This window comes from Paenibacillus sp. J5 (assembly GCF_054955055.1).
The window spans coordinates 1-2,916 of record NZ_JBUEDD010000025.1 but is presented as its reverse complement, the minus strand read 5'-3'; the positions used below and the strand labels follow the sequence as shown (position 1 = coordinate 2,916).

Genomic DNA, 2,916 nt, shown 5'->3' with positions numbered 1-2,916 from the left:
TTAGCTGAAGTCTTACATAGGATAAGCCCTCGACCGATTAGTACTGGTCAGCTCCACACATTGCTGTGCTTCCACCCCCAGCCTATCTACCTCGTCGTCTTCAAGGGGTCTTACTAATTGGGAAATCTCATCTTGAGGGGGGCTTCGCGCTTAGATGCTTTCAGCGCTTATCCCGTCCGTACATAGCTACCCAGCGGTGCTCCTGGCGGAACAACTGGTACACCAGCGGTACGTCCATCCCGGTCCTCTCGTACTAAGGACAGCTCCTCTCAAATTTCCTACGCCCACGACAGATAGGGACCGAACTGTCTCACGACGTTCTGAACCCAGCTCGCGTACCGCTTTAATGGGCGAACAGCCCAACCCTTGGGACCTACTTCAGCCCCAGGATGCGATGAGCCGACATCGAGGTGCCAAACCTCCCCGTCGATGTGGACTCTTGGGGGAGATAAGCCTGTTATCCCCAGGGTAGCTTTTATCCGTTGAGCGATGGCCCTTCCATTCGGTACCACCGGATCACTAAGCCCGACTTTCGTCCCTGCTCGACTTGTTGGTCTCGCAGTCAAGCTCCCTTATGCCTTTGCACTCTTCGAATGATTTCCAACCATTCTGAGGGAACCTTGGGGCGCCTCCGTTACATTTTAGGAGGCGACCGCCCCAGTCAAACTGCCCGCCTGACACGGTCCCTCCACCCGATTCAGGGTGGCAGGTTAGAACTCCGATACGATCAGGGTGGTATCCCAACGGCGCCTCCACCCAAGCTGGCGCTCAGGCTTCTCAGGCTCCCACCTATCCTGTACAGATCGTACCAAAGTCCAATATCAAGCTGCAGTAAAGCTCCATGGGGTCTTTCCGTCTTGTCGCGGGTAACCTGCATCTTCACAGGTATTAAAATTTCACCGGATCTCTCGTTGAGACAGCGCCCAAGTCGTTACGCCATTCGTGCGGGTCAGAATTTACCTGACAAGGAATTTCGCTACCTTAGGACCGTTATAGTTACGGCCGCCGTTTACTGGGGCTTCGGTTCACAGCTTCGGATTGCTCCTAACCGCTCCCCTTAACCTTCCAGCACCGGGCAGGCGTCAGCCCGTATACTTCGCCTTGCGGCTTCGCACAGACCTGTGTTTTTGCTAAACAGTCGCTTGGGCCTTTTCACTGCGGCCCCCTCGGGCTATTCACCCTACCGAGGCACCCCTTCTCCCGAAGTTACGGGGTCATTTTGCCGAGTTCCTTAACGAGAGTTCTTCCGCGCGCCTTAGCATGCTCTGCTCGCCTACCTGTGTCGGTTTGCGGTACGGGCACCTTCACCTGGCTAGAGGCTTTTCTTGGCAGCTGGAGCTCATGACCTTCGGTACTGTAATTTTCCCTCCCCATCACAGCCTAGCCTTACGATGTGCGGATTTGCCTACACATCAGCCTCACTGCTTAGACGGACATCCATCGGTCCGCGTCACTACCCTTCTGCGTCACCCCATTGCTCATAACGGTTTACGGTGGTACAGGAATTTCAACCTGTTGTCCATCCACTACGCCTTTCGGCCTCGCGTTAGGTCCCGACTTACCCTGAGCGGACGAGCCTTCCTCAGGAACCCTTAGGCTTTCGGCGGACAAGATTCTCACTTGTCTTTTCGTTACTCATACCGGCATTCTCACTTGAATACAGTCCACCAGTCCTTCCGGTCTGACTTCAATCCGTATTCAACGCTCCCCTACCCAATGCATTGCTGCATTGCCATAGCTTCGGTGGTGTGTTTAGCCCCGTTACATTTTCGGCGCAGAGTCACTCGACCAGTGAGCTATTACGCACTCTTTAAATGGTGGCTGCTTCTAAGCCAACATCCTGGTTGTCTGGGCAACTCCACATCCTTTCCCACTTAACACACACTTGGGGACCTTAGCTGATGATCTGGGCTGTTTCCCTCTTGACAATGGATCTTAGCACTCACTGTCTGACTCCCGGCTATAAGTCGATGGCATTCGGAGTTTGACTGAACTTGGTAACCCTTGGCGGGCCCCGCATCCAATCAGTGCTCTACCTCCATGACTCTTTACGCCGAGGCTAGCCCTAAAGCTATTTCGGGGAGAACCAGCTATCTCCGAGTTCGATTGGAATTTCTCCGCTACCCCCACCTCATCCCCGCACTTTTCAACGTGCGTGGGTTCGGGCCTCCAGTGCGTGTTACCGCACCTTCACCCTGGACAGGGGTAGATCACACGGTTTCGGGTCTACAACCACGTACTCATTCGCCCTATTCAGACTCGCTTTCGCTGCGGCTCCGGCTCTTCACCTTAACCTTGCACGTGATCGTAACTCGCCGGTTCATTCTACAAAAGGCACGCCATCACCCCTAAATTGGGCTCTGACTTCTTGTAAGCGCACGGTTTCAGGTTCTTTTTCACTCCCCTTCCGGGGTGCTTTTCACCTTTCCCTCACGGTACTGCTTCACTATCGGTCACCAGGGAGTATTTAGCCTTGGCAGATGGTCCTGCCGGATTCCGACGGGGTTTCACGTGTCCCGCCGTACTCAGGATCCGTCTCGGAGGGAATCGAATTTCGACTACAGGGCTTTTACCTGCTATGGCGAGCCTTTCCAGACCTCTTCGCCTACCCGATTCCTTTGTAACTCCATGTGAGACGTCCTACAACCCCAGAGGGCAAGCCCTCTGGTTTGGGCTACTCCGCGTTCGCTCGCCGCTACTGACGGAATCACTGTTGTTTTCTCTTCCTCAGGGTACTTAGATGTTTCAGTTCCCCTGGTATGCCTCCATTGCAGCTATGTATTCACTGCAAAGTGACTGGGCATTACCCCAGCCGGGTTTCCCCATTCGGACATCCCCGGATCAAAGCCTGCTTACGGCTCCCCGAGGCATTTCGCTGTTCGCCGCGTCCTTCATCGGCTCCTGGTGCCTAGGCAT

1 rRNA gene is annotated in these 2,916 nt (G+C 54.6%); it reads right to left on the bottom strand.

The features are described from left to right. Window positions 1-17: 17 nt before the first annotated feature. Window positions 18-2,916: ribosomal RNA gene (locus tag ACY1JZ_RS25890) — 23S ribosomal RNA — on the bottom strand; the annotation flags it as partial.